General features: G+C 69.0%; 23 protein-coding genes. 10 read left to right on the forward strand and 13 right to left on the reverse strand.

The window, feature by feature from the left end; all coding sequences use genetic code 11:
• Window positions 1-128: 128 nt before the first annotated feature.
• Window positions 129-620 (forward strand): hypothetical protein, encoded by a 492-nt coding sequence (locus tag CWC60_RS23260; protein ID WP_125182767.1) that lies wholly within the window; start codon window positions 129-131, stop codon window positions 618-620.
• A gap of 89 nt (window positions 621-709) precedes the next feature.
• Here the strand turns inward: CWC60_RS23260 and CWC60_RS10695 are convergent, their stop codons facing one another.
• Genes CWC60_RS10695 through CWC60_RS10705 form a run of 3 tightly spaced genes read right to left on the reverse strand, consistent with a single transcriptional unit; the run spans window position 710 to window position 2,843 of the window.
• On the reverse strand, window positions 710-1,678 hold the full coding sequence (locus tag CWC60_RS10695; RefSeq protein WP_109793995.1) for a hypothetical protein: 969 nt from the start codon (window positions 1,676-1,678) through the stop codon (window positions 710-712).
• A 47-nt stretch (window positions 1,679-1,725) separates the two neighbouring features.
• On the reverse strand, window positions 1,726-2,379 hold the full coding sequence (locus CWC60_RS10700; protein ID WP_109796377.1) for a hypothetical protein: 654 nt from the start codon (window positions 2,377-2,379) through the stop codon (window positions 1,726-1,728).
• Entirely contained in the window at window positions 2,376-2,843 is a 468-nt protein-coding gene (locus CWC60_RS10705; protein WP_206419886.1) for a MaoC/PaaZ C-terminal domain-containing protein, read from the reverse strand. Before CWC60_RS10705 ends, CWC60_RS10700 begins: the two co-directional genes overlap by 4 nt.
• An 82-nt stretch (window positions 2,844-2,925) precedes the next feature.
• Here CWC60_RS10705 and CWC60_RS10710 point away from each other — a divergent pair, with 82 nt between their 5' ends.
• Window positions 2,926-3,957, forward strand: coding sequence for an alpha/beta hydrolase (locus CWC60_RS10710; protein ID WP_109793997.1), 1,032 nt, complete (start codon window positions 2,926-2,928; stop codon window positions 3,955-3,957).
• 26 nt (window positions 3,958-3,983) lie between these two features.
• Here the strand turns inward: CWC60_RS10710 and CWC60_RS10715 are convergent, their stop codons facing one another.
• From CWC60_RS10715 to CWC60_RS10725, 3 genes are read right to left on the reverse strand one after another with little or no spacing between them, the layout of a single operon-like run.
• Complete coding sequence (locus CWC60_RS10715) at window positions 3,984-4,424, reverse strand: NUDIX hydrolase (protein WP_164516485.1); 441 nt, start codon at window positions 4,422-4,424, stop codon at window positions 3,984-3,986.
• A gap of 52 nt (window positions 4,425-4,476) precedes the next feature.
• The gene (locus CWC60_RS23905) at window positions 4,477-5,850 is read right to left on the reverse strand and encodes an ATP-binding protein (protein WP_206419887.1); all 1,374 of its coding nucleotides are present in this window, start codon (window positions 5,848-5,850) and stop codon (window positions 4,477-4,479) included.
• The gene (locus CWC60_RS10725) at window positions 5,844-6,566 is read right to left on the reverse strand and encodes a response regulator (RefSeq protein WP_109793999.1); all 723 of its coding nucleotides are present in this window, start codon (window positions 6,564-6,566) and stop codon (window positions 5,844-5,846) included. The genes CWC60_RS23905 and CWC60_RS10725 overlap by 7 nt, the downstream gene beginning before the upstream one ends.
• 183 nt (window positions 6,567-6,749) lie before the next feature.
• On the opposite strand from CWC60_RS10725, the gene CWC60_RS23265 reads away from it, so the two are divergent.
• Together CWC60_RS23265 and CWC60_RS10740 are read left to right on the forward strand one after the other, a co-directional pair.
• Window positions 6,750-7,262 carry a Spy/CpxP family protein refolding chaperone gene (locus CWC60_RS23265; RefSeq protein WP_125182768.1) on the forward strand — a complete coding sequence of 171 codons (513 nt, stop codon included), beginning with the start codon at window positions 6,750-6,752 and terminating at the stop codon, window positions 7,260-7,262.
• 86 nt (window positions 7,263-7,348) lie between these two features.
• Complete coding sequence (locus CWC60_RS10740; protein ID WP_109794001.1) at window positions 7,349-8,032, forward strand: phosphorylase family protein; 684 nt, start codon at window positions 7,349-7,351, stop codon at window positions 8,030-8,032.
• Here CWC60_RS10740 and hpnH read toward each other — a convergent pair.
• Both hpnH and CWC60_RS10750 read right to left on the reverse strand, forming a co-directional pair.
• Window positions 7,982-9,130: an adenosyl-hopene transferase HpnH gene (hpnH, locus tag CWC60_RS10745; RefSeq protein ID WP_109794002.1), complete on the reverse strand. Its 1,149-nt coding sequence runs from the start codon at window positions 9,128-9,130 to the stop codon at window positions 7,982-7,984. The two genes, CWC60_RS10740 and hpnH, sit on opposite strands and share 51 nt — an antisense overlap.
• 107 nt (window positions 9,131-9,237) lie before the next feature.
• On the reverse strand, window positions 9,238-11,805 hold the full coding sequence (locus CWC60_RS10750; RefSeq protein WP_109794003.1) for an MMPL family transporter: 2,568 nt from the start codon (window positions 11,803-11,805) through the stop codon (window positions 9,238-9,240).
• Between the two features lie 96 nt (window positions 11,806-11,901).
• Between CWC60_RS10750 and CWC60_RS10755 the strand changes: the two genes are divergently transcribed.
• Genes CWC60_RS10755 through CWC60_RS10765 form a run of 3 tightly spaced genes read left to right on the forward strand, consistent with a single transcriptional unit; the run spans window position 11,902 to window position 14,169 of the window.
• A complete protein-coding gene (locus tag CWC60_RS10755; protein WP_109794004.1) occupies window positions 11,902-12,519 on the forward strand; it encodes an ABC transporter substrate-binding protein in 618 nt (205 codons plus the stop codon).
• Between the two features lie 22 nt (window positions 12,520-12,541).
• Complete coding sequence (locus tag CWC60_RS10760) at window positions 12,542-13,489, forward strand: hypothetical protein (RefSeq protein WP_109794005.1); 948 nt, start codon at window positions 12,542-12,544, stop codon at window positions 13,487-13,489.
• Window positions 13,486-14,169 carry an SDR family oxidoreductase gene (locus CWC60_RS10765; protein WP_109794006.1) on the forward strand — a complete coding sequence of 228 codons (684 nt, stop codon included), beginning with the start codon at window positions 13,486-13,488 and terminating at the stop codon, window positions 14,167-14,169. Before CWC60_RS10760 ends, CWC60_RS10765 begins: the two co-directional genes overlap by 4 nt.
• Before the next feature lie 10 nt (window positions 14,170-14,179).
• Here CWC60_RS10765 and CWC60_RS10770 read toward each other — a convergent pair whose 3' ends face one another.
• The gene (locus tag CWC60_RS10770; protein WP_109794007.1) at window positions 14,180-15,679 is read right to left on the reverse strand and encodes a CoA-acylating methylmalonate-semialdehyde dehydrogenase; all 1,500 of its coding nucleotides are present in this window, start codon (window positions 15,677-15,679) and stop codon (window positions 14,180-14,182) included.
• A gap of 160 nt (window positions 15,680-15,839) precedes the next feature.
• Between CWC60_RS10770 and CWC60_RS10775 the strand changes: the two genes are divergently transcribed.
• Entirely contained in the window at window positions 15,840-16,466 is a 627-nt protein-coding gene (locus CWC60_RS10775) for a DUF4136 domain-containing protein (RefSeq protein WP_109794008.1), read from the forward strand.
• Window positions 16,467-16,548: 82 nt separating this feature from the next.
• Here CWC60_RS10775 and CWC60_RS10780 read toward each other — a convergent pair whose 3' ends face one another.
• From CWC60_RS10780 to tcuA, 4 genes are read right to left on the reverse strand one after another with little or no spacing between them, the layout of a single operon-like run.
• A complete protein-coding gene (locus CWC60_RS10780; RefSeq protein WP_109794009.1) occupies window positions 16,549-17,757 on the reverse strand; it encodes a mandelate racemase/muconate lactonizing enzyme family protein in 1,209 nt (402 codons plus the stop codon).
• Window positions 17,754-18,308 carry a phosphonate metabolism protein/1,5-bisphosphokinase (PRPP-forming) PhnN gene (phnN, locus tag CWC60_RS10785; protein ID WP_109794010.1) on the reverse strand — a complete coding sequence of 185 codons (555 nt, stop codon included), beginning with the start codon at window positions 18,306-18,308 and terminating at the stop codon, window positions 17,754-17,756. The genes CWC60_RS10780 and phnN overlap by 4 nt, the downstream gene beginning before the upstream one ends.
• Window positions 18,305-19,390: a tricarballylate utilization 4Fe-4S protein TcuB gene (tcuB, locus tag CWC60_RS10790; protein WP_109794011.1), complete on the reverse strand. Its 1,086-nt coding sequence runs from the start codon at window positions 19,388-19,390 to the stop codon at window positions 18,305-18,307. Before tcuB ends, phnN begins: the two co-directional genes overlap by 4 nt.
• The gene (gene tcuA, locus CWC60_RS10795) at window positions 19,377-20,783 is read right to left on the reverse strand and encodes an FAD-dependent tricarballylate dehydrogenase TcuA (protein ID WP_109794012.1); all 1,407 of its coding nucleotides are present in this window, start codon (window positions 20,781-20,783) and stop codon (window positions 19,377-19,379) included. The genes tcuB and tcuA overlap by 14 nt, the downstream gene beginning before the upstream one ends.
• A gap of 229 nt (window positions 20,784-21,012) precedes the next feature.
• On the opposite strand from tcuA, the gene uvrB reads away from it, so the two are divergent.
• Together uvrB and CWC60_RS10805 are read left to right on the forward strand one after the other, a co-directional pair.
• Window positions 21,013-23,283 (forward strand): excinuclease ABC subunit UvrB, encoded by a 2,271-nt coding sequence (gene uvrB / locus CWC60_RS10800; protein ID WP_109794013.1) that lies wholly within the window; start codon window positions 21,013-21,015, stop codon window positions 23,281-23,283.
• Entirely contained in the window at window positions 23,284-23,562 is a 279-nt protein-coding gene (locus CWC60_RS10805) for a DUF4349 domain-containing protein (protein WP_109794014.1), read from the forward strand.
• Window positions 23,563-23,590 lie beyond the last annotated feature (28 nt).

Consider the following 23,590-nt stretch of genomic DNA (forward strand, 5'->3'; position numbering starts at 1 on the left):
TTCGACATCGAGAACCCCGCATCCATCCCCGCGCGGCTGAACCGCTGCTGATCTCCGCCGACCCGGCGGTCCGCCCGCAGACCCAGGCGGCGATGCTGGAACAGCTTCGCGCCCACGGCCTCGCCCACATGGCCGAGACCCGGCGCACCGATGCGCTCTACGGCTTCGAGGCCGAAGACGCGCTCGACGGCGGCGACGCCCAGGACACGCCCCTCGATGAGGACGAGCCGGAAACGGCCGAACCGGCCGCCGAAGTCGAAGACGCCGCCCGGCCCGAGGCGGCAGCGCACGGCGACGCGGCGAGCCCGGCACAGGGCGGCGAGGCATCCGACGAGGTCGAGGCCGCTGCGGTTCCCCGGGTCACGGGTGATCCGGACCTCGACCGTGTCCATCGCATGCTCCGAAGCACGCCCTTTGCGCGCGCCGCGGAAGACCCGGACCGCCTGAGCGAGATCACCGCTCAGGAAGAGCGGATCGTCGGATCCTTCACCACCGTGCAGATCGAGGACCGTCTGCGGCGTCTGACGCTCCACACGCGCCGTTGGAACAGAAAATTCGTTTGGGACTCGAAAGAAAGGGATATTCCAGCGAAATTATCGACGCCGTTGTGGAAGGGATAGGCACAATTCACGAATTGGATCGGAATACAGCCGTCATTGTCACTCTTGAGGCGGCGGTGGAGGCGGCCCTTATTGCTGCGGAAGGCCTTTCACTTTGATTGCTTGGTACCCAGCCATTGCCCCCAGCTTTCATCCCGTTCCGCCCGTTCGAGTTCGCCAAAATCAATGCCGGGGTCTTTGAGGCCATAGCCGAGGATTTCCGAATGACGCAGTATCTTTCTGGCAGTTTGTCGAGGCCCGAAAACGGTCTGAACAGTTTCCTTCTCAATTCCTTCCCGGAGAGCATCCTCCTGGACGGGTTCCTTCAATCCTGATTCACCAGCCAGCCGCGTTCGATGGTTTCTGACTCGCTCATGCTCGGTGCTAAACTCGAGAGTAGCGCGTTCGAACAGCTTATTGCTGAGATATTCAATCATTTCCGCATCATCCGCGATCTTCGCAAGAATGAAGCTCTCCGATCTCGGAAATCTGGTGCGGTGAAGTGATTTTCTGAGTACCCGGCAGTAGTAGGACAAATAGTCAGCGCCAGGTGCCAGATCCATGCAGGCGTAGCGAAGCCATGAATCCACCAGTGCACGCGCCAAGTCGTGAAGATCGGCGTTGGCGCTCAACCATGCGCCACTTCCCGCATCGACCGTGACACGTGGCTCATAGAACGGCAGTGGTTGCAGAAACTCAAAAGTGAAGTTGGGCCGACCCTTGCGGCTTTCCGGGTAGATTCTGACATAGCGGCTGCGTTCGGCGTCGACGTAACACTGGTAGATGCAATCCTCAAAATGGATGAGGGCCGTCCCATAGGGTATTCGGTGGCTTCGCTGCCATTCTCCCACCCGTCGGCACATATCGTCGAATTCGGGAATATAGACTCCCTGGAAATCCCGGAACGATCCCGGCTCGATGGCGAAGCCGCGGTAGAGCTTGACGTGATGCACGATGCCGTCGCCGTCGAGGCGCCAGTGCGTCTTGCCGACCCGCTTGAACCCCTTCGAATCCACCGCGTCGGCGAAACCGAGTTCCGCGATCCGCTCCCAGACCGGTTTTTCCTTTTCCGCGCCCATGGCCGCAGCATGCCAGCCGCCGTCCGTTCCGGCAATGTTCGGCGCCGTCAGATCTTGTCGAGCCGCCGGGTGATGGCCTCGACATCATGGAAGTCCGCCAGGATCGCCGGGTGTTCCTCGGCCATGCGGGCGAAGTAGCGCCCGAGCGGATCGGCGGCCTTGCGCATCAGGCCGCGCAGGTCGTCGCGCTCGAACAGCAGGTTGCAGGCCGCCACCATCGCCCGGTCCGGATCGACGTCGCCGGCGACCGCGGGCTGCAGCCAGCGCGCCATGATGCCGGGCACGTCGACGTCCGCCTTGCCCAGCGCCTCCAGCCCCACGGCGGCGCGGTCCGCGCCCTCGCCGACCGTCCGCAGGCGAAGCGCCTCGACCGCCACGGCCCGGTCCACCGCCATGCCGGTGCCGCGCCGGACCAGCAGGCCGAGCTCGCCCATCCAGGCCTCGTGCTCGGGATAGACCGCCGGGCATTTGGTCACGAGATCCTGAAGGAAGCTGTGCCAGTAGACGCCGCGCCGGAGATCCTCGTCCAGCAGGGCCCAGTGACGGCTGTCGACGCCGGTCACGCCGGTCAGCGCGCCGCTCGCCTCCAGCCGGGGCTGGTCGTAGCCGGCCGGCGGCAGGGGCTCGCCGAGCATCGGCCCGCAGGCCGCCAGCCACGCCATCGCCGCCGCAGCGAGCGCCGCCCGTCCCGCGCCGCTCAAGCCCCGGACTCCGCGCCGCGCGTCTTCAGTATGTGGAGGCATTCCAGGGTCATGATGGTCTCGTCGGCCTGGTTCAGCGTGTCGTGGCGCATGCGGACCGTACCCCTGTCGGGCCGGGAACGCGAGGGGATGAGCTCGATCACCTCGCAGGCGACCCGGATGGTGTCGCCCGGCTTCAGCGGCTTCAGCCAGCGCAGGCCGTCGATCCCGGCGCCGCCCAGCGCCACGGGCTGGACGAGCTGCAGCCGGAAGAACAGCGCGAAGCTGAGGTTCAGCGTCTGGAAGCCGCTGCCGATTACCCCGCCGAAGGGGCCGTCCCCGGCCTCGTCGACATTGATATGGAAGGTCTGCGTGTCGAAGGCGCGGGCGAACTGCAGGATCTGTCCCTCCGTCACGGTCACGCTGTCGGTCACGAAGCGGTCGCCCACCCGGTAGTCGTCGAAATATCTGATCTGTCGGGTCAAGATTCCGCCTGCCGCTGCCCCCGTCGCGGGGCCATGCTATAGATTCTTCGACGCCGGATCACAGGGGAAAGGACGCGACACCATGGCCGACAGCACGCCGTTCGAACTGCAGCACTGCCTGCTCGACGAATCCGAGATCCTGCCCATGCTGGAGGGCCGGCGGCGGAAGGCCGGCGGCCGTGTCATGGACCCGAAGGCGCAGGTGGTCGCCGATTTCTCGAATTCGGTGCGCGTGCCGCCGGAGGCCGTGCCGCTGCCGGATCTGCGCAAGCAGTTGCTGACCCTTGTCGGCCTGCTGGACGTGCCGGCGCCGGAACTCCACCAGATCCGCGATATCCGCGCGCCGGGCGGCGACGGCGAGATCGCCGCGCGGGTCTACCGCCCCTCCGCCGGCGCGGAGAAGCTGCCGGTGCTGGCCTTCTTCCACGGCGGCGGCTGGGTCCAGGGCGACCTGGACAGTCACCACGGTCTCTGCGCGCGCCTCGCGCTCTGGTCCGGCGCAATGGTCGTTTCCTTCGACTACCGACTGGCGCCGGAGCACCCGTTCCCCGCTGGCGTCGAGGACTGCCTGGCCGCCTATCGCTGGCTGCGCGGCAACGCCGGGGACCTGGGCGGCGATCCGGCGCGGGTCGCCGTGGGCGGCGATTCGGCCGGCGGCAACCTGTCGATCGTGGTCAGCCAGCAGGCCGCGAAGTCGGGCGAGACGCCGCCGGACTTCCAGCTTCTGATCTACCCGGCGACCGACTTCGCCATGGACACGGCCTCCCACGCCGAGTTCGAGCAGGGCGCGATCATCCCGCGCGACCGCATCCTCTGGTACATGAAGCAGTATCTTGCCGACGAACGGGCGAAGGCCGACACCCGCGCCTCGCCGATCCGCATGGCCGACCTGCAAGGGCAGCCACCGGCGCTGGTCCAGACCGCCGGGTTCGATCCGCTCCGCGACGAGGCGAAGGCCTATGCCGACCGGCTGGCGGCGGCGGGGGTCGACGTCACCTACCACGAATATCCCGGCCAGATTCACGGCTTCATGATGCTGGCGAAGGCTATTCCGCAGGGCCTCGCGGCCACGCGCGAGGCGGCGGACTACATGCGCCGCCAGTGGTCGCTGTGAATTGCTGAAACCGGCGCGCGCCCGGTTCAGCGGCGGCTTTCGAGATAGCGCCGCGCCGGTCCGAACAGCGCCATTCGCGCCGCTTCCTCGGGGCTTGCCCACAGTGCTTCGGCGATCTCGACCGGATCGATGACCAGCGCCGGCCGGGCCTCCAGCTCGATCTCGTGTACCTCGACGACGTCGCGGCGGAACCCGTAGCGCAGCACCTCGCGCCCGGCCATCCGCAGACGCTCTTCCGCGACGGTCACGCCGGTCTCCTCGGCCAGTTCCCGCGCCGCGGCCCGGACATAGGTCTCGCCGGCCTGGCGGCGGCCGCCTGGCAGCGTGTGGTAGCGGTTGTAGGAATTGCGGACCAGCAGGATGTGGCCATCGCACCAGACCGCCGCCATGGCGCCGTCCAGCGGCGGGAAGGGCAGGAGACGCAGCCCCGCCCGGGCGGCCCAGGCGAAGCGGTAGGCGGTGCGCAACGCGCGTATCCTGACCCTGTCCGTACCGGCCGCATCCTGACGGTCCATCGGGCTACGCCGGTCCGGCCGGCAGCGGCAGGCGCGCCGTGGCCATCAGTCCGCCGCGGGCGCGGTTGGCGATGGTCAGGTCGCCGCCCAGCCGCCGGAAGACGTCGCGCGCCAGGGCCAGGCCCAGGCCCGTGCCGCCGGTGTCGCGGCTGCGCGAGGTCTCCACGCGGTAGAAGGGCTGGAAGACCTTCTCCAGCTCCGCCTCCGGCAGGCCCGGTCCGTCGTCGGCCACGGTCAGCACGGCGTCGTGGTCGGTATGCCAGATGCGGATTTCGGCATTGCCGCCATAGCGGACTGCGTTGTCGATCAGGTTGCCGACGGCGCGCTTCAGGGCCACGGGTCGGCCGTTCACGGCCAGGCGCGCAGGTCCTTCGAAGCGGACGTCGTCATCGCGCCAGTCTTCGGCCATGTCGCGCACCAGAGAAACCAGATCCAGCCGCACGACCGGCTCGTTGGCCTGGTCGCCGCGCACGAAGCCCAGCGCCGCGTCGACCATCATCTGCATGTCGTCGATATCGCGTTCGGCCTTGCGCTGCTGTTCGGCATCGTCGATGAACTCGGCCCGCAGCCGAAGCCGCGTCAGCATGGTCTTCAGGTCGTGACTCAGCGCCGCCAGCATCAGCGTGCGGTCGTCGACCAGGCGCTTGATGCGCTGCTGCATGGTGTTGAAGGCGCGCGCGGTCTTCTTGAGTTCGCGCGAGCCGCGCTCGGGCAGCGGCGTCGCGTCGACGTCCAGGCCGAGGCGGTCGGCGGCGGCGGCCAGGCTGCGCAGGGGCCGCGTCGCGCGGTGCGCCGCCCAGACCGAAAAGAACCCGATGACAAGCATCATGCAGAGCACCCAGAAGGCGCTGCGCAGGGCCCAGCGGAGCGAGGTGAGATCGGTCGCCAGCGTGGCGTGCAGCCACTGGCCGTCGGCCAGCGTGGTGGCGACGATCAGCTTCCTGCGGCTTGGGAACAGATCGGGGTCGTCGGAACGCGGCCGGCGACCGAACAGCGGCCGGTCCCATTCGCCGACCCTGGACATCATCATCGGCCGGTCGCCGAGACCGCTGAGCAGGTCGCGCGCATGCCGCATGGCGTGGCGGTCTTCCATCAGTTCCTCGTCCGGCGGCGGCGGGCCGTCCTTCAGTTCGATGCGCATGGTCGGTCCCGACGCGGCGCGGATCAGCGCCGGCCGTTCCGCCGCCGGCAGCCGGTCGAGCAGCCGGACGACGTTGTCGATGCGCCGCGCCGCCGAATTGGCGAACAGGTGCGTCGCCGCGTCGGCGCGGTCCTTGACGTACCAGCCCACAGAGAGCCCCAGGGCCAGCAGCATCAGCAGCATCAGGATCATGGCCAGACGCGCGGCGATGCCGCCCTCGCGGAATGGCCTCAGCATGGGCTGACGTCCGCAGCGAAGTAGTAGCCGCCATGGCGCACGGTCTTGATCAGGCGCGGCGTCTTCGGATCCTCGCCCAGCTTGCGGCGCAGCCGGCTGAGCGCGACGTCGACCGAACGGTCCAGCGGTCCCAGCACCCGCCCGGAGGTCAGATCGGCGAGCTGGTCGCGGCTGAGAATCTGCTGCGGCCGTTCGACGAAGGCCTCCAGCAGGTCGAACTCGCCCGAGGTCAGGGTGACCAGCGTCCCCTCCTCGTCACGCAGCTCCCGGGTTCGGAGGTCGATCTGCCAGCTCTCGAAACGCAGCTTGCGCGCGCGCGTGCCGTCGTCCGTCCGGTCCGGCGCATCCCCGCCCCGGCGGAGCACGGCGCGTATGCGCGCCAGCAGTTCGCGCGGGTTGAACGGCTTCGGCAGGTAGTCGTCGGCGCCGATCTCCAGGCCCACGATGCGGTCCGCTTCCTCGCCCAGCGCGGTCAGCATCAGGATGGGAATGCCCGACTCCTGGCGCAGGCGGCGGCAGATGGCGAGGCCGTCCTCGCCGGGCATCATCAGGTCCAGCACCAGCAGGTCGAACCGGCCGCCGGCGAGATGGCGATCCATCTCCCGTCCGTCGGCGGCGGTGTCGACGCGGAAGTCGTGGCGGCTCAGAAACTTCGCCAGCAGATCACGGATCTCCCGGTCGTCGTCGACGATGAGGATATGTGGCTTGCGCTGCATGGCCCCGATTTATAACGCCCGAGCGGCGGCGGCGCGGCTTTTTCGTAACCGAAGGTAACGGCGGCGGCCCCGGTTACCGGCGGTTACACACCGTTGCTCCCGGCGGGTCGCGGACGGGGGCGCGGGACCGTAGATCGGGATTGTCGACCGTATCCGGGCAACGCCCGACAGAGGAGAGCACCGATGAAGACCCGCATGAAGATCCTGCTGATCAGCGCCGCTTCCGCGATTGGCGTCGCGGCCGGCGCCGCCGGCATCGCCGCCGCCACCTCGGACGGCGCCTTCAGCCATGCCGGCTGGGGCAAGCACCGCGGCGCCGAACTGGTCTGCAGCCAGGGCGAGGAGCGGCTGGAAGACGTGGTCGCCTTCGCCCGTTTCCGCCTCGACATCCGCGACGACCAGATGACCGAATGGACCGCCTTCGCCGAGGCGGTGCGCACCGGCGGGGACGAACTGCTGACGACCTGCGAGCGGCTCGATGCCCTGCATGAAGGCGATGCGCCGGCCCGGCTGGCCGAGGTGGAGATGCTGATGGAGAAGGCGCTGGGCGCGACGCGCCGCATCCGGGGCGCCTTCGATCCGCTCTACGCCGCTCTGGACGAGGAGCAGCGCGCCACCGTCGAGCGCCTGACCCGCCATCGTCACGGCCGCCACCACGGCTACGGCGGCGGCGAGACGGAAGAGAAGAAGGGCTGATCCGGCACCGGCGGACCGGTCCTTACCGGCTCTGCTTTCCGGTCTATAGTGCCCGCTCTGCGCGACCGGAAGGCGGGGTCTTTCTTTTGCTGGGCGTACTCTGCGGCATACATCGCGAAGGCAGGATCATCGAGGCCGCCGCCGCCGCGGCAGGCGCGCCGGCCATGGTGCGCTGTTCCGGCGCCCGTGCCGCCAACGCCGCACGCGGCGCGCGCGAACTGGTGGAAGCCGGGGCCACGCGCCTGTTGAGTTTCGGTGTCGCCGGCGGCCTGGCCGACGATGCGCGGCCCGGCGACCTGCTGACGCCGGAGCGGGTGCTGGACCTGCGCGACGGCGACTGGGCGGCGGACGCCGAATGGCTCGCCGCGGTGCGGGCCGCCTGGCCGGAAGGCCGCCGGGACGCGGTGCTCGGGATCGATATGGCCGCGACCACCGTCGGCCAGAAGGCCTTTCTGGGCGCAGCCTTTCCGGCCGCCGTGGCCGTGGACATGGAAAGCCATCACCTGGCGCGGGCGGCCGCGGAGGCCGGCCTGCCGTTCCTGTGCGTCCGCGCCGTCGCCGATGACCGCCGCTCGCCGCTGCCGCGTGCGGCCATGGCCGGCGTCGGGCCGGCGGGCGACGAACGCCCGCACCGGGTGCTGCTGTCGCTGCTCTACCGGCCGCACGAGGTCAGGGCGCTGATCCGGCTGGCGCGGGCCAGCGGGCGCGCCTTCAGCACCCTAGGCCGCGTCGGACGCGCCGGTCCGTGCCTTGGTGTCGGGGGCGCCTGACGTCGCCTTCTCGACCACGCGGTCGAAGACGAACTCGGCCGGGCGCTGGTTCTCCAGGCTGATCTCCGGCGCCATGGGACCGTCGGTACGGATGCCCTTCAGCGCCACAATCAGGCCCTTCAGCGGATTGCGCACCATGTCCTGCACGGCGGTGGCCTCATAGCCGCAATGGACCATGCAGTCGGCGCATTTCTCGTAGTTGCCGGTGCCGTAGGTCTCCCACTCGGTCTCCTCCATCAGTTCCCTGAAGGTGGCGACATAGCCCTCGTTCAGCAGGTAGCACGGCCTCTGCCAGCCGAAGACGTTGCGCGTCGGGTTGCCCCAGGGCGTGCAGCGGTATTCCTGATTGCCGGCCAGGAAGTCGAGGAACAAGGGCGACTGGCTGAAGGGGTACTTCACGCCCTTCGCCTTCGCCTTGGCGAAGATCTCGCGGAAGAAGGTCTTGGTCCGCTGGCGGGTGAAGAAGTGCTCCTGGTCCGGCGCGCGCTCATAGGCGTAGCCCGGCGAAACGGTGATGCCCTCGACGCCCAGTTCGCGGGCGAAGTCGAACAGCGCCACGGCGTCGTCGGCCTTGGCGTTGTCGAACAGCGTGGTGTTGATGTTGACGCGGAAGCCCTTCGACTTGACCAGCCGGATGGCTTCCACGGTCTTCTCGAACACGCCGTCCTTGTCGACCGCGCGGTCGTGATGCTCGCCCAGTCCGTCCAGGTGGACGGAGAAGGTCAGGTAGGGCGAGGGCTCGAACAGGTGGAGTTTCTTCTCCAGCAGCAGGGCGTTGGTGCAGAGATAGACAAACTTCTTCCGCTTCACGAGCTCGGCGACGACCTCGCCCATCTCCTTGTGGATCAGCGGCTCGCCGCCGGCGATGGAGACCATGGGCGCGCCGCATTCCTCGGCGGCGCCGACGCACTCGTCGACCGACAGGCGGCGGTTCAGGATGTGGTCCGGATAGTCGATCTTGCCGCAGCCGGGGCAGGCGAGGTTGCAGCGGAACAGCGGCTCCAGCATCAGCACGAGCGGGTAGCGCTCGGTGCCTGTCAGCCGCTGCTTCAGGATATAGGCTCCGACGCGGAGCTGCTGGCGCAAGGGAACACCCAAATCCGTCTCCCACTGAGGTTCGAATGGTTCGAATGTGCTGCCGCATCGATACACGACAGGTTGTGCAGCCGCAACATGACGCGGTGGCGCTGTCGAACAACCAACTGTTACTGTGACATTTCAGAGCGCCCGGTCACGCGGATGAGCGCCGGCAGGAAAATCAGCGTGGCGAACAGGATGGCGATGATGGCGATGGTCAGCAGCCGCCCCATGGAGGCCATGCCGAGATGCGGCGCCAGCGCCAGCCCGCCGAAACTGGCCAGCGTGGTCAGCGAGCTGAACAGCACCGCCCGGGGCGTCGACGATCGCATCAGCCTGTCGGGATCCTCCAGCCGCCGCCGGCGCAGCACCAGATGGATGGAGCTGGCGACGCCCAGCCCGAAGAGCAGCGGCAGGACGATGACGTTGGCGAAATTCAGCGCCTCGCCCAGCAGCACCGCCGCGCCCAGGGTCATGACCGCGGCCAGGAGCAGCGGCGCCAGGGTAAGGAGGATGTCGAGGGGTCTGCGCAGCACCATCCCGATCAGCAGGGTGACGAGAACGGCGGCCACAACGGTCGCCGTGCGGAAGCTGTCCAGCACCGCTTCGCCGGCGGCGGTGACGATCGCGGGCGTGCCGGTCGCCTGCGGCAGCACGGTCTGGGCGCTCTCCGCGAAGGCCCGCAGTTCGCTGTTCGAGTCGATCGGGTCGGCGGGAAAGATCTGCACCCGATAGCGGCCATCGTCGGTCACCCAGTACTGGCGGAAATCGGCCGGGACGTCGTCCGCCGTCACCGGTCCGGCGTCGAAAGCGGTGCGGATGTCGGCCAGCCAGTGCGGCAGAAGGCCCGTGACCCGGGTCTCGAACGCAGCCAGACCGGCGGCGTCCATGGCCTGCAGTGCCACCGCCAGCCGCCGCGCGGCATCGTTCAGCGCCTCGCTGTCAGGGGCTGCGGACACAGCCGCGTCGAAATCGTCGACTGCCTGCCGCCGCTCCGCGTCCGTTGGCGGCGGTGCGGGTGTCGCCGTGAGCACGGGGAACAGGAACAGGGCGGCGTTCTGCAGGGCCGCCAGCTTTTCCGGCTGGTTGTCGGGAATGACTCGGCCCAGGTGCAGCACGCGGCCGATGCCGGGCCGCTCGGCGAGCGCCTCGGCGGCGCGTGCGGCCGCCTCGGGTCCGGCTGTCAGGCCCTCGAGCGCGTAGCCGCCGCCATCGTCGTCCCGCGCCAGTTCGAAGAAGGTCGCGACGGATTCCGAATCCGGGTCCTTCAGCAGCAGGGGATTGAAGTCGAAGTCGGAGAACGGCGTCAGGATGGCGCCGCCCAGGCCGAGCACCGCGCCCAGCGCCACGACCGGCCGCGCCAGCCGCCCCGTGCGGCGGTCGGGCTTCGCTGGCGGGCGCGGTTCGGCTTCGCGGGGGCGGGCGCCCAGCGTCAGCAGGGCGGGCAGCAGCGTCAGGTTGAGCGCGACGGCGATGACCATGCTGCCGCCGGCGATGACGCCGAGCTCCGCCAGACCCCGATAGGGCGTCGGCAGGAAGCTGAGAAAGCCGATGGCGGCCGCCAGGGCGCTCAGCACCAGCGAGGCGCCGACGCTGCGCCCGGCGTCGCGCACCGCCGCCACGCCGCGCCCGGATTCCCGCGCCCTTAGTGTGAAGTGGATTGAGAAATCCACCGCCAGCCCGATGAACAGGACCGCGAAGGCGACCGACAGCAGATTGAGCTGGCCGACGGTGAGGGTGGCGAATCCCAGGCTGAGCGAGAGGCCGGCGGCGAGCACGGCGATGGCGGCCAGGACGTCGCGGACGCCGCGCAGACCGAGGAACAGCAGCACCAGAATTCCGCTGGCCGAGAGCGCCCCGGCCCAGGCGCCGCCCAGCTTGACGCTGTCCAGTTCCTCGGTGTCCAGCGCGGCGTCGCCGGTCAGACGGAATCCGATCGCATCCGGATAGCCGGCGAAATGCGCGCGCAGATCTTCGATCGCCGCCCGGGCCGGCGAGAGCGTGGCGAAATCCTGCACCGGCTTGGCGATGACGATCTGGCGGCCGTCCAGCCCCCCCTGGCCCTCGACGGCGAGTTGCCGCCGCCAGGAGAGCATCGCCGGCGCGTCCGGGTCGCCCTCGGCCATGGCGGCGATGGTGGCGACCAGATCGGTGAGCTGGACCGCCTGGACGCTTTCCGGGTCGGCCTGTTCCAGCGCCAGATCCAGCATGTCCAGCAGTCCGACGAGATCCGGCCGCTCGGCCAGCACCGCCAGCAGGCCCTGGGCCGCGGCGAGGCGGTCGAGAAAGTCCTGCAATTGCTCCGCTTCCATGTGGAGCAGGCCGTTGCGCCTCAGGAAGGGATCCATGGCCGGGGCGCGGACATGGCTGAACAGCCTCTCCTGTGCGCGCATGTGCGTCATGACGCCGGCGGCTGCGATCTCCGCCTGCTCCGGCGTCGGCGCGTCGATCACGACGACCAGCTGGTCGCCATGCCAGGGGAAGGCGTCGCGGTATTCGATGGCGGCCTGGCGAAACGGCGTCTCCGCCGAAATCATGTCGAAATTGTCTGTATTGATGCCCAGATGTCGGACCGAAACGACAAGGGACAGGGCCGACAGCAGGACGGCCGTCAGGATCACCAGCAGCGGCCGCCGGGCCGAGAATCGGGCGATCCCGGCGGCGAAAACCGCGATGTGGTCGTTCTGGCGTGCCATGCGCTCCTGTCCGTCCCGCCTGCCGCCGGCATCACTTGGCCGACGGCGCGTATGATGCTCTAACCGAGACGGTCGCGACCGTCGAGACGGGGAACCATGAACGCAATCGACAAGTCCATCCGGCTTCTGGCCGCACTGCTTCTCGCGGTCACCCTGACCGCGCCGTTCCAGGCCGCCCGCGCCGCCGGCGAGCGGGAGGCCATCGAGCGTCTGAACGACACCCTTCAGGCCGCCATGCGCGGTGGCGGCGAACTTGGTTTCCAGGGCCGCTTCGACCTGCTGGAGCCGGTGCTGGGGGAGGTCTTCGACTTCCGGCTGATGACGCGGATCGGGCTGCAGCGCTACTGGGACGGCATCGCCGAGGCCGACCGCGCGGCGATCATCGACGCCTTCCGGCGCATGTCCGTCGCCACCTACGCCAGCCGCTTCGACGGGTCCGGCGGCATCAGCTTCAGCATCGGCGAGACCCGCGAGGGTCCTCAGAACCTGGTGCTGGTGCCGACCGTGATCGAACGCGCCGCCGAGGACCCGGTCAGTCTCACCTATGTCATGCGCGACAGCGGCGCCGGTCCGGCGGTGATCGACGTGCTGGCACAGGACAAGTTCAGCGAACTGGCGCGCCAGCGTGCGGAGATGTCGTCGGTCTTCGGCCGTTCCGGCGCGGCCGGCCTGATCGAGACCCTGAACGCCAAGACCGCCGAACTGGCCGGCTGACGGTGGCCGACGGGGAGGGGGCATGCTGACGCTGCTGGCCTTCCTCGGCCGTTACGCCACCCTGGTCCTCGCCTTCGGCGTCTTCCTCGGTTTCGCCTTTCCGGGCCTCGCCGCGCTGGTGCGCCCCTGGCTGGCGCTATTCATCATCGGGCCGCTGGTCATCGCGCTGATGCGCATCGACTGGGGGGAGATGCTGGGCTACATGCGCCGCCTGCCGCTGGTGGCGGTGCTGTGCGTCTGGATGCTCATCGTCTCGCCGCTGGCCGTCTTCCTGATCCTCGACGGCACCGCCGTGGCGCCGGGGGTGCTGGCCGGCATCGTGCTGATGGCCGCGGCCCCGCCCATCGTCTCGGCGGCGGCGATCGCGATGTTTCTCGGCCTCGACGGAGCGATCATCGTCGTCGCCACGGTGGCCGCCATGTGGCTGACGCCGCTGGTGCTGCCGCCCATGGCGCTGAACCTGCTGGACCTGCATCTCGATATCTCGCTCGGACTTTTCATGCTGCGCCTGGCAGGCCTGGTCGCGCTGGCCTTCGTGGCCGCCTGGATCGGCCGCTGGCTGCTGGGGCCGGAGCGGCTGTCGCGCGCCAGCGTCCATCTGGACGGGGCGGCGGTGCTGTCGATGCTTCTGTTCGTCGTCGGCGTCTTCGACGGCGTCACCGAGATGGCGCTGGCCCAGCCGCGCCACGTCATCCTCGCCTGCCTGCTGGCCTATCTGTTCAACATCGGCCTGCAGGTCGCCGGCGCGGCGGCGTTCTGGCGCCTGGGCCGGCGCACGGCGCTGTCGATCGGGCTGATGAGCGGCAACTGCAACATGGGGCTGGTGCTGGTCACGCTCTCCGACAAGGCCGATCCCGACACGGCGATGTTTTTCGCCGTCGGTCAGCTTCCCATGTACACCCTGCCGGCGCTGCTGACGCCGCTCTACCGGCGACTGCTGAAGACCGAGACACGGGAGGCAAGGACATGAGCCGCACCATCCTCATCACCGGCGCGGGCCGGGGCATCGGCCGGGCGCTGGCGGAACACTATCTGGACAAGGGCGAGACGGTGCTGGCGACCGCGCGCGACACCGGCGATCTCGCCGACCTGGTCGAACGCGGCGCCGAGGCCTTCGAACTGGAGGTCACCGACCAGAACCAGATCGACCGGCTGGCGGCGGACCTCGGCGACCGGCCGATCGACGTGCTGATCAACAATGCCGGCGTGATCGGCGGCAAGGGGCCGCAGACGCTGAGCAACCTCAATCAGGACGACTGGGCCGAGACCATGCGGATCAACGTCTTCGCGCCGTTCCGCATCACCGAGGCGCTGGTCGGCAACATCACTGCGAGCGCGGGGAAGACCGTCGCCATCATCTCCAGCCGCATGGGCTCGATCGATCAGAACGCCTCGTCGGAGAAGATCGTCTACCGCACCTCGAAGGCGGCGGTGAATCAGGTCGCCAAGGCGCTGCACAACGGCCTGCACAGTCAGGGCGTCAAGGTCGTGCCGCTGCATCCGGGCTGGGTCGCCACCGACATGGGCGGGCCCGGCGCGGCGGTGACGCCCGAGGACAGCGCCCGCGGTCTCGCCGGCGTCATCGACAACCTGCGCCAGGACCAGTCCGGGCGCTTCTGGGACTACCAGGGTCAGGAACTGCCCTGGTAGTCCCGAAGGCTCAGGACTTGATGGTCGGGATGGTGAAGTCCGGACCGATCTTGACGCCGCCCGGCCAGCGCGAGGTCACCGTCTTGATCTTGGTGTAGAACCGGACGCCCTCCGGTCCATGCTGGTTGGTGTCGCCGAAGGCCGAGTTCTTCCAGCCGCCGAAGGTGTGGAAGCTGAGCGGCACCGGGATCGGCACGTTGACGCCGACCATGCCCACCTGGACCTTGCGTGCGAACTCGCGCGCCGCGTCGCCATTGTGGGTGAAGATGGAGACGCCGTTGCCGAACTCGTGGTCGGACGGCAGCTTGACCGCTTCCTCGAAGTCGTGGGCCCGGACCACCGACAGGACGGGACCGAAGATCTCCTCCTTGTAGATGCGCATGTCGGGTTTCACGCGGTCGAACAGGCAGCCGCCCATGAAGTAGCCGTTCTCGTAGCCCTGCATCCGGAAGTCGCGGCCGTCGACGACCAGTTCCGCGCCTTCCTCGACACCCAGGTCGACATAGGACTTCACCTTGGCCAGGTGCTCGGCGGTGACCAGCGGGCCGAAATGCGCGTCCGGATCGCTGGAGGGGCCGACCTTCAGGCTCTCCACCTTCGGCCTCAGGCTCTCGATCAGGCGGTCGGCGGTGTCCTCGCCCACCGGAACGGCCACCGAGATCGCCATGCAGCGTTCGCCGGCGGAGCCGTAGGCCGAGCCGATCAGCGCGTCGGAGGCCTGCTCCATGTCCGCGTCTGGCATGACGATCATGTGGTTCTTCGCCCCGCCCATGGCCTGGCAGCGCTTGCCGGCGGCGGCGGAGCGGGAATAGATGTACTGCGCGATCGGCGTCGAGCCGACGAAGCTCACCGCCTGGATGCGCGGGTCGTCGAGGATGGCGTCGACCGCCACCTTGTCGCCGTTGACCACGTTCATCACGCCGGCCGGCGCGCCCGCTTCCATCATCAGTTCCGCCAGCCGCATGGGACAGCTCGGATCCTTCTCCGAAGGCTTCAGGATGAAGGTGTTTCCGCAGGCGATGGCGATGGAATACATCCACATCGGCACCATGGCCGGGAAGTTGAACGGCGTGATGCCGGCGACCACGCCCAGCGGCTGGCGCATGGAATAGAGGTCGATGCCGGTGCCGACCGCGTCGGAATACTCGCCCTTCAGCAGATGCGGAATGCCGCAGGCGAACTCGACCACTTCCAGGCCGCGCTGCACCGAGCCCTTCGCGTCGGGCACGGTCTTGCCATGCTCCTGGGAGACGAGCTCGGCCAGCTCGTCCATGTTCTTCTCGATCAGCTCCTTGTAGCGGAACATCACCCGCGCGCGCTGCATCGGCGACGTGGCCGCCCATGCGGGGAAGGCGGCCTGGGCGGTGGCCACGGCCTTCTCCATCTCCGCGGTCGAGGCCAGTGCGACCTCCTTGGTCTGCTCGCCCAGGGTCGGATTGTAGACGGGATAGGTATTGCCCGACGCGCCGGCGACGTGTTCGCCGCCGATGAAATGACCGATCTGCTTCATGGTTTCTCTCCCCGCAAAAGCCATGTCTTCCGTTGCGGCGGACTGTAGGCCCAAAGGCGCGGGAGCGGCAAGCCGGAGCGGAGCCGCTTGAAGCCCGGCGGGGAGCACGCATCTATCGGGTACGGCGTGCGCCCGGCGTCAAGGGAAGGCAGGTTTCTCCATGCGTCCATCCAACCTCCTGGCGGCTGTGGCGGGACTTGTCCTGCTCATGGGCTGCGCCCGGGTGCTCGATACCCAGGTCACCTCGATCAGCGATCTGCCCGAAGGCCGCGCTGCCGGCGCGACCGTGGCCGTCATCGGCGCCAGCGAGGACATTGCCCGCTCCCTGATCTTCCGGCGCGCGAAGGATCGTATGGCCGCGGAGTTCCGCGAGCGGGGCTTTGTCGTCGTCCCCAACGCCGCCGAGCCGCGCTATGTCGCCGCGGTCGACTACCGGATGGGCGAGGGCGAGACCACGATCCGCGAGCTGTCCCAGCCGGTCTTCGGCATCGTCGGCTATACCCGCATCTCCTCCGGGGGCAAGGTCCGCCTTGCCCCGGTTCACGGCATCATCGGATACGAATGGGTGCCGATCAGCGTGACGACCTATGGCAGCGCGCTGATGGTATACATCCACGACACTGCGCGGGAGGAGGACGAGGCCCGCGTATATGAGGGCCGGGTCACGGCCCGCGGCTCCTGCGGGAGGCTCGATGTCGTCCTCGATGACATGATCACGGCCCTGTTCGAGAAGTTTCCCGACCGGTCCGGCCGCGTCCGCGTGAAGAGCGAGCTGGATTGCGACTGAGGCTGCGGGGCGTCCGGCGGAAGGTCGAAGCCGCCTTCTGGCCTGGCAGGATGCTTGATGGCATAGCCTTCCACTCAGGCTGTCACCCCCGCCCAGTGCGGGGGTCCGGAGCGGCTTCGCCGCCAGCCCCTGACCGGATGCCCGCACGGGGGCGGGCATGACGCAGAGGAGGACAGCGGCTGATCGGGCGGACCGGGCCCCATCGATCCGCCCGATAGCTCTCAAGCACTTCCGGGTCGGGCTCGAAGCCGATGCCGGGCCGGTCGGGGACGGCGATCATGCCCTGCTCGGGCAGCGGGATCGCCGGGTCGGGATAGGCTTCCGGCCTGATCCAGAAATGCTCGAACAGGCCGGCGCTCCGTTTCGCCGCCATCACCTGCGCGGTCGCCCAGTAGCCGGGCCCGAAATAGGGCGAGTGCGGCATGACCGTCCTGCCGAGCGCCGCTGCTGCGTCGCAGATGTCCGCCATCTCGGTGATGCCTCCGACCTTGATCACGCTCGGCTGCACGTAGTCGATCTTCGGCAGGGTGCGGCGGAACTCGACCAGGGTGCAGGCGTTTTCGCCGCTGGCAATGGAGACGCCGAAGGCCAACTGCAGCGCGCCCAGCGTCTCGGCGTCGTCGGGCGGGAAGACCGGCTCCTCGACCCAGTAGAGGCCGAGGCGGCGCATTTCCGGCATCAGCGCCCGCGCCTCCTCGAGCGTCCAGTTGCAGTTGACGTCGGTCGTCACCTTCACGCCTGGCCGGGCGGCGTCGACGCCGGCCTCGATGCAGGGCAGTGCGATCTCGTGCAGCTTCACCGTTTCGTAGCCGCGGCCGACGGTCTCCGCCGTGTATTCGCGCACCTGGCCCGGGTCGCCGTAGCGGACCAGGCTGGCATAGGCGGGGATCGTCTCGCGCACTCGTCCGCCGAGCAGCGTGGCCAGGGACACACCCTTCTCCTTCGCCGCAATGTCCCAGAGCGCGATGTCGACCGCGGAAATGGCGAAAATGGTGATGCCATAACGGCCGTGCAGGTGCAGACGCCGCTGCAGGGTGCGGTTGAAGGCCGGGATGTCGCCGATTTCCGCGCCGATGACCAGCGGCAGGACCATGTCGCGCAACGCCGCGATGGTCGCCCCGGCGCAATGATAGGCGAAGCCGTCGCCCCAGCCGACCACGCCGTCCTCGGTGGTCAGCTTCAGCAGCGCCACGTCCAGATGCGTCCACTGCTGCGGCATCAGGCCTGTGCCGGCGCTGCCGTCGGTGAAGGGGATCTTCAGCGGGATGATCTCGGCGTCGCGGATCTTCATGGCAGTCCTCCTTCGCCGCGGATGATCGCCGTGAAGCGTTCGATCTCCGCGTCCAGCGGTCCCTCGTTGGAGAATTCGATCACTCCCGAGCCGCCGGGGCCCGGCGCGGCGGCGCGGGCGAGGCGGCGTTCGATCTCTGCTTCCGTTTCGCGGCCGCGTTCCAGCAGGCGCTGGCGCAGCTTGTCGGCCGGCGCGGTGACGTGGATCGCGGTGACCGCGCCGAACTTCCGCCGCGCATCGCCGATCACGCCGCGGGAGACGTTGGCGATCACCGTCCGGCCCGCCATCAGCTCACCCGAGAAATCCGGCAGGCCGTAGCGCAGTCCGTGCGCGTCCCACCAGAGCGGGAAGTCGCCGGCGGCGCGGCGTTCCTCGAAGGCTGTCTCGGAGATCTCGTTGTGATCTTCGCCGCCGGCCTCGGCGGGGCGGGTGATGTAACGGCGCAGGAACAGATATCCGGAGTCGCCGGCCAGCGCCTCTTTCGCGCCGTCCAGCAGGCTGTCCTTGCCGACGCCCGACGGGCCGGCGACCAGCACCAGACGTCCGGTCATGGCTTCGTCTTCCGTTTCTCGCCCTCGTCGCGGATCAGCGCCAGCGTCCGGTAGAGACCGTGGACCATCTTGGTGTAGGGCAGGGCGAGGAACAGCGCCAGCACCGCGCCGAGATGCAGGATCAGCAGGGCCGGCATGGCCGGTGTCTGGCGGAGCGCGTAGAGCGCGAGGCCCGTGAGCCCGGTCAGGAAGAGCAGCACGGTGAAGGCGCTCTCGCCGCCTGCGCCCCGGCTGACGCCGAGTGCGGGGTCGGCGCGGCGCTTCAGCCAGAGCAGGCCGCCGGCTCCGATCACCAGCAGGATCCCGCCCGGCACGCCGAACAGCTTCGGCAGGCTGACCAGGTCATAGGGTGCGGGAGCGCCGAAACCGTAATGCAGCACCGTGCCGGCGGCGGTCGCGGCGAAGCAGAGCAGGAAACCCCAGAGCGTCGCCTGGTGGAAGTGGCGGCGCGCCTGGCTGAAACGGTCGCCGTCCTCGAAATTGCAGCCTTCCGCCGCGCCGCCCTTCAGGTTGGTGAGCGTCATGGCATGGTGCAGCCCGTGCGCCGGGGCCGCGCCGAGATCCCGGGTCGCGCGCCAGTAGCGGGCGCCGCCCACCGCCATGGCGAGCAGCGCGAACAGGAAGACCGGCGCGAAGACCGCGACCATGGCGCCGTGGGGGATGAGGGCGTAGAAGCCGCCGCCACTGCCCGACACCGCGCCGGCGAGCCAGAACATCGCCGCCACCGCCAGAACGAGGAGCACCGCGAGCCCCGCGCCGCGGTCGCGGAAGGCGCGCGCCAGGAAGCCCGGCCAGGCGTAGTCGGCCCAGCTCTGCTGGCGCACATCGGCCAGGGCGCGCGGCAGGTTCAGGGCGAATTCGTGCGGCGGCGCGTACTGGCAGGCATGGTAGCAGCCGCGGCAGTTGTGGCAGAGGTTCGCCAGGTGATCGAGGTCGCCGTCGGCGAAGGCGCGCCGCCGGGTCATGGCCGGGAAGACGGCGCAATAGCCCTCGCAGTAGCGGCAGGCGTTGCAGATCTCCAGCGCGCGCCGCGCCTCGGCCCGCGCCGCGTCGCTGCCCGGTATCGCGTCAGTTGCGGACATGCTTCGCCGCCTCCTCGCCCGCGATGCGCCCGAAGACGGTGCCGATGGTCATGCCGATGCCCGCCAGATAGCCCTCCCCCAGGATGTTGCCCGCCATCACCTCGCCGGCGGCCCAGACATTGGCCGCCGCGCCGCCGCCGGCCGTCTGCATGCGCGCGCGGTCGTCCACCTTCAGCCCCAGATAGGTGAAGGTGACGCCGGGCCGGAGCGGCCAGGCATGGAAGGGCGGCTCGGCGATGGGCCGGGCCCAATTGGTCTTGGGCGGCTCAAGCCCTTCGGTCGCCAGCCCGTCCAGCTCCGTCGGCATGAAGGCGCGGCCGCCGCGGCAGGCGGCGTTGAAGTCCGCCACCGTCGCTTCCAGCCGCGCTGCGTCGAGTTCCAGCTTGCCGGCCATTTCGGCGATGGATCCGGCCTCGATCGGCGGATAGACCGAGGGCATGAACAGCTCCCGGCTCTTCCGGTCGATGATGGCGTAGGCCACCTGGCCGGGCTGCGCCGCCACCAGCCGCCCCCAGATGGCGTAGCGTTTCGGCCAGACGTCCTCGCCCTCGTCGTGGAAGCGCTCGGCGTCGCGGTTCACGACGATGGAGAAGGGCACGCAGTCGAGGCGGGTGACAATGCCGCCGTCGAACTTCGGCGCCCGGCCGTCGATGGCGACGGCGTGACACTGGGTCGGGTCGCCCACGGGTTCCGCGCCCTGGTCCAGCAGATCGGCCAGCACCACGCCGCGGTTGTAGGGCGTGCCGCGGATCAGGAAGTTCTCCGCCGCCGGCCCCCAGGCGCGGGTCAGCCAGTCGATGTCGCCCTGGAAACCGCCCGAGGCGGCGATCAGCGTCTTCGACTTCACCCGATGCGTTTCGCCGCCGGCGCGGATCTCGGCCCCGGCGAAGAAGCCGTCCTCCAGATCCAGATGGACGGCCTCGGCGTCGTAGACCGCGGTCACGCCCAGCGCCTCCGCCGTGCGGTAATAGGCGTTGAGCAGCGCCTTGCCGCCGCCCAGGAAGAAGGCGTTGGTGCGGCTGAGCGACAGCGTGCCGGACAGCGAGGGCTGAAAGCGGACGCCGTGGTCCTGCATCCAGGTCAGGCAGGCTTCCGAGGCGCGGATGGTCATGCGCGCCAGGTCCTCGTCCGTGCGGCCCTTGGTGACCCTGAGCAGGTCGTCGAAATACTCGTCTTCGGAATAGGCGCCGGTGAGCGGCCCCAGCGGGCCTTCATGCATGCAGCGGAAATTGCGGGTGTGGCGGCTGTTGCCGCCGCGCCAGTCTCGCGGCGCGCTCTCCACGATCAGGACCTTCGCGCCGCGTTCCGCAGCGGTGATGGCGGCGCACAGCGCGGCATTGCCGCCGCCCGCCACCAGCACGTCCCAGTCCGTCTCCGCCCACCCCGCCTGCATGGCGGCGGAGTGTGCCCTCGCGCAACGGCATGCGACAAGGGCAAAGGTCGGCCGGCAGTTTGAAAAGCCCCCTCCCGGCCCGCTTGCGCGGGTCCACCCTCCCCCTTGGCCAAGGGGGAGGGCCGGGGCGGGGGATCGTTCCAACTTTCGATCGAGCAGACCGCCACGGGGAACAGAAGTCGTCCGGCGGCCCTTTTCGAACGCCCACCGCTGACGCATATTGGCCCCCATGGCGACCTCCCTCGGACAGATCGACAGTTCCTTCCAGCGCGCGCTGCAGGAGGCGGAGGCCCCCGTCTGGCTGCCGGAGCGGCCGGAACGGCCCGAGAAGAGCGAGGGCGGGCGGCGGCTGCAGATCGCCTCGGACTACGAGCCCGCTGGCGACCAGCCCCAGGCCATCGCCGAGCTCGTCGCCGGCGCCCGCAACGGCGACCGCGACCAGGTGCTGCTGGGCGTCACCGGTTCGGGCAAGACCTTCTCCGTCGCTCATGTCATCCAGGAGGTGCAGCGGCCGGCGCTGGTGCTCGCGCCCAACAAGACCCTGGCGGCGCAGCTCTACGGCGAGATGAAGTCGTTCTTCCCCGAGAACGCGGTGGAGTATTTCGTCAGCTATTACGACTACTACCAGCCGGAGGCCTATGTCCCGCGCACGGACACCTATATCGAGAAGGACGCCTCCATCAACGAGCAGATCGACCGCATGCGCCACGCCGCGACGCGGGCGCTGCTGGAGCGCGACGATGTCATCGTCGTGGCCTCGGTCTCCTGCATCTACGGCATCGGCTCGGTCGAGACCTATTCCGACATGACCATGACGCTGAAGCGGGGCCAGCGCATCGACCAGCGCGCCCTGCTGCAGCGGCTGGTCGAACTGCAGTACCGGCGCAACGACGCCGCTTTCCAGCGCGGCGCCTTCCGGGTGCGCGGCGACACGGTCGAGGTCCATCCCAGCCATCTGGAGGACCGGGCCTGGCGGTTCAGCCTGTTCGGCGACGAGATCGAGGAGATCGTCGAGTTCGATCCGCTGACGGGTTCGAAATCGCAGGCCCTCGACGACATCAAGCTCTACGCCAACAGCCACTACGTCACGCCCCGGCCGACGCTGCAGCAGGCGGCCAAACACATCCAGGCGGAGCTGAAGGTGCGGCTGGAGCAGCTCCACGGCGAAGGCAAGCTGCTGGAGGCGCAGCGCCTGGAGCAGCGCACCATGTTCGACCTGGAGATGATGCAGGCCACCGGCTCCTGTCCCGGCATCGAGAACTATTCGCGCTATCTCACCGGCCGCCCGCCCGGGGCGCCGCCGCCGACGCTGTTCGAGTACCTGCCGGAGAACGCGCTGCTGATCGTCGACGAGAGCCACGTCACCGTGCCGCAGATCGGCGGCATGTTCCGCGGCGACTTCCGCCGCAAGTGGACGCTGTCGGAATTCGGCTTCCGCCTGCCGTCCTGCGTCGACAACCGGCCGCTGAAGTTCGACGAGTGGAACGCCATGCGCCCGCAGACGCTCTATGTCTCGGCGACGCCCGGCGCGTGGGAGCTGGAGCGCACCGAGGGCGTCATCGTCGAGCAGGTCATCCGCCCGACCGGCCTGGTCGACCCGCCGACCTTCGTCCGTCCCGTCGCCGACCAGGTCGACGACCTGATGGCGGAGGCCCGCGAATGCGCGGCCAAGGGCCAGCGCGTCCTCGTCACCACCCTGACCAAGAAGATGGCCGAGGATCTGACCGAGTATCTGCACGAGAACGGCGTGAAGGTGCGCTATCTCCACTCCGACATCGACACGCTGGAGCGGATCGAGATCATCCGCGACCTCCGCCTCGGCGTCTTCGACGTGCTGGTCGGCATCAACCTGCTGCGGGAGGGACTGGACATCCCCGAATGCGGCCTCGTCGCCATCCTGGATGCGGACAAGGAGGGTTTCCTGCGCTCCGAGACCTCGCTGGTGCAGACCATCGGCCGCGCGGCGCGCAATGTCGACGGCCGCGTCATCCTCTACGCCGACAAGATGACCAACAGCCTGACCCGGGCGCTGGACGAGACCGAGCGCCGCCGCAACAAGCAGATCGCCTACAACGAGAAGCACGGCATCACGCCGCAGTCGATCCGCAAGAACATCTCCGACGTGATGCAGAGCGTCTACGCCCGCGATTCCCTGACCGTGGAGATCGACGACGACACGCCGATCCTGACGGGCAAGGACCTGAAGGCGGTGATCGCCGACCTGGAGAAGCGCATGCGCGAAGCCGCCGCCGACCTGGAGTTCGAGGAGGCGGCGAAGCTGCGCGACCAGATCAAGCACCTGGAGGCCGCAGAGCTGGAGATCGCCGCCGACCCGATGGCGCGGCCGAAGGGGCTGGCGGAGGCCATGGCCTCCTACGCTCCCGGCGCGACGAAGGGCAAGGGCGGGGCAAAGGACGGCAAGTCGGGCCGCTACAGCCGCGGCCGCACGAAATCCGGCCGCCCCGGCGCCAGGCCCTCGGTCAAGAGCCGGAAGCGGTAGGTGATCCACCGCATCGATTGCGTCACCGCGCTGGAGCCGGGGGACGCCATGTCCCGCATCCGCGACTGCATCTCCCGCGTCGAGGGCCGCATCGCCGACCAGCGCCGCGCCGGGGGCAAGGGCGCGGCCTTCAGCTTCCACCTGCCCGACGACCGCTTCGAGGACCTGCTGGACGGCCTGCCGGAACTGGCCGTCTATGTCGAGCGCGCCGCCGGCCCCGAGCGCGTCCGCTTCCGCGAGATCCGCTGCCGACTGGCGCTGGTGTTCTCGGAAGGGTGAAGCGAGTCGCTAAACGACAGCATACACC

This window comes from Minwuia thermotolerans, from assembly GCF_002924445.1.
In the GTDB taxonomy this organism is placed as follows: Bacteria; Pseudomonadota; Alphaproteobacteria; order Minwuiales; family Minwuiaceae; genus Minwuia; species Minwuia thermotolerans.

Bases quoted from the DNA above. Each gene is read 5' to 3' on its own strand.
- CWC60_RS23260 (WP_125182767.1), top strand. From the start codon at position 129: ATGGCCGAGACCCGGCGCACCGATGCGCTCTACGGCTTCGAGGCCGAA.
- CWC60_RS10695 (WP_109793995.1), bottom strand. From the start codon at position 1,678: ATGGGCGCGGAAAAGGAAAAACCGGTCTGGGAGCGGATCGCGGAACTC.
- CWC60_RS10710 (WP_109793997.1), top strand. From the start codon at position 2,926: ATGGCCGACAGCACGCCGTTCGAACTGCAGCACTGCCTGCTCGACGAA.
- CWC60_RS23905 (WP_206419887.1), bottom strand. From the start codon at position 5,850: ATGCTGAGGCCATTCCGCGAGGGCGGCATCGCCGCGCGTCTGGCCATG.
- CWC60_RS10725 (WP_109793999.1), bottom strand. From the start codon at position 6,566: ATGCAGCGCAAGCCACATATCCTCATCGTCGACGACGACCGGGAGATC.
- CWC60_RS23265 (WP_125182768.1), top strand. From the start codon at position 6,750: ATGAAGACCCGCATGAAGATCCTGCTGATCAGCGCCGCTTCCGCGATT.
- CWC60_RS10750 (WP_109794003.1), bottom strand. From the start codon at position 11,805: ATGGCACGCCAGAACGACCACATCGCGGTTTTCGCCGCCGGGATCGCC.
- CWC60_RS10755 (WP_109794004.1), top strand. From the start codon at position 11,902: ATGAACGCAATCGACAAGTCCATCCGGCTTCTGGCCGCACTGCTTCTC.
- CWC60_RS10760 (WP_109794005.1), top strand. From the start codon at position 12,542: ATGCTGACGCTGCTGGCCTTCCTCGGCCGTTACGCCACCCTGGTCCTC.
- CWC60_RS10765 (WP_109794006.1), top strand. From the start codon at position 13,486: ATGAGCCGCACCATCCTCATCACCGGCGCGGGCCGGGGCATCGGCCGG.
- CWC60_RS10770 (WP_109794007.1), bottom strand. From the start codon at position 15,679: ATGAAGCAGATCGGTCATTTCATCGGCGGCGAACACGTCGCCGGCGCG.
- CWC60_RS10775 (WP_109794008.1), top strand. From the start codon at position 15,840: ATGCGTCCATCCAACCTCCTGGCGGCTGTGGCGGGACTTGTCCTGCTC.
- CWC60_RS10780 (WP_109794009.1), bottom strand. From the start codon at position 17,757: ATGAAGATCCGCGACGCCGAGATCATCCCGCTGAAGATCCCCTTCACC.
- phnN (WP_109794010.1), bottom strand. From the start codon at position 18,308: ATGACCGGACGTCTGGTGCTGGTCGCCGGCCCGTCGGGCGTCGGCAAG.
- tcuB (WP_109794011.1), bottom strand. From the start codon at position 19,390: ATGTCCGCAACTGACGCGATACCGGGCAGCGACGCGGCGCGGGCCGAG.
- tcuA (WP_109794012.1), bottom strand. From the start codon at position 20,783: ATGCAGGCGGGGTGGGCGGAGACGGACTGGGACGTGCTGGTGGCGGGC.
- uvrB (WP_109794013.1), top strand. From the start codon at position 21,013: ATGGCGACCTCCCTCGGACAGATCGACAGTTCCTTCCAGCGCGCGCTG.